Raw genomic sequence first — 1,964 nt, forward strand, 5'->3', positions numbered from 1 at the left:
GTCAGGGCGGGATCATTCGCTCCGTAGACTTTTGTCTTCACATCGGCTGTAACTGTTATGACAGCTTTCGCCACTGTTAGTATACGACTCACAGGAGTTGCAGGATTATTGTTCTGATCTCCCGCCTGTGTTGCTGTGATCGTTGTTGTACCGGATTTCAATATAGTAGCCTGATTCCCGGTAATACTTACAACTGAAGGATCTACAGCAGTATACGTGATCAATAATCCTCTGTTTGTATGTGTATCTCCGAGATCAAACGACGCATCACCGTATGTTTTAGAAGCGATGGCACTGAAACTGATCTGCTGATCATATTTAAATGTGGTAAATTCTTTAACGGCTCCATAGCTAACTGTTCCGTTGACAATTGCATATGCTCTGTAACGATACAGTGTATTTACTGTCAAACCGCTAATATCTACTGAGAACGTACCACTTCCGCTACCTCCTATTATTTTATTATTGGATGTTGTTGGCAATGCATTTGTTCCATAGACAATCCCTTTCTCAATCACACATGAACTACCTGGAACATCACCACCAAGCGTGACCGTCTGTGCAGCCACATTTACTGGATCAGATGTCGATACCGTCACTGTAGCAGAAGGCTGTCCGATAGTTGTGGTACGTGTTATGAAACATCCGTTATTATCTGTTACAGTAACTGTATATGTACCTGCAACCAAGCCGGTGGCTGTTGCCGCTGTACCGCCACTTGGTGCCCAACTGTAGGTATAAGCTCCTGTACCACCGGTAGCGGTCACTGTTGCACTTCCATTAGTACCTCCATTGCAACTTACGTCTGTTTTAGTAACCGTACCTGTTAAAGCGTCTGGCTGACCAACGGTTACAGTAGCTGTTGTCTGACAAGCATTTGCATCTGTAACGGTCACTGTATAGGTACCGGCAGCAAGACCTGTAGCCGTCGCTGCTGTACCACCACTTGGAGCCCAACTATAGGTATAGCCTGGCGTACCACCTGTTACAGAAACAGTAGCTGTACCATTACTTCCACCATTACAACTTACATCTGTTTTGGTAGCTGTCGCTGATAACGCGAACGACGGTTGATTTACTGTAATTGTACGGGTAATCTGACATGAATTATTATCTGTTACTGTCACTGTATATGTACCTGCAGCAAGACCTGAAGCTGTTGCATTAGTTCCTCCGCTAGGTGCCCAACTGTAGGTATATGGTCCCGTTCCGCCTGACGCTACGACAGTCGCTGTACCATTACTACCGTTAAAACAACTTACATCTGTCTTAGTAATCGTTCCTGCAAGAGCTGCTGCCGGTTGTCCAACTGTAACCGTACGTGTAATCTGACAGTTATTTGCATCTTTAACTGTCACTGTATAGGTACCGGCAGCAGGACCTGTAGCTGTGGCACCTGTACCACCACTTGGTGCCCAGCTATACGTATAGCCCGGCGTACCACCTGTGACAGCAACTGTAGCAGTACCGTTATTACCGTTAAAACAACTTACATCTGTTTTAGTAGCCGTGCCAGCCAGTGCAGCAGCAGGCTGTCCTACAGTCACTGTACGGGTGATCTGACAGGCATTCGCATCTGTAACCGTCACAGTATAAGTACCAGCTGAAAGACCTGTAGCAGTGGCTGCTGTACCTCCGCTTGGAGCCCAACTATAAGTATAGCCCGGTGTGCCACCTGTTACTGAGACAGTTGCTCTACCATTGCCTCCGCCAAAACAACTTACATCTGTCTTAGTAGCTGTTCCTGCCAAAGCTGCAGCAGGTTGTCCCACAGTCACTGTACGTGTAATCTGACAGTTATTTGCATCTTTAACTGTCACTGTATAGGTACCTGCCGCAAGACCAGATGCTGTAGCTGCGGTACCTCCGCTTGGCGCCCAACTGTAGCTATAACCGCTTGTACCTCCTGTTACAGCAACTGTAGCTGTACCGTTATTACCGCCAAAGCAACTTACATCTGTTTT

The 1,964-nt window shown here is 46.7% G+C and carries 1 protein-coding gene; it reads right to left on the reverse strand.

Annotated features, from left to right (window positions below):
- The coding region (locus tag HMPREF0766_RS19045; RefSeq protein WP_003001011.1) for a beta strand repeat-containing protein at positions 1-1,964 on the reverse strand (1,964 nt) is incomplete at both ends.

Source organism: Sphingobacterium spiritivorum ATCC 33861 (genome assembly GCF_000143765.1).
GTDB lineage: Bacteria > Bacteroidota > Bacteroidia > Sphingobacteriales > Sphingobacteriaceae > Sphingobacterium > Sphingobacterium spiritivorum.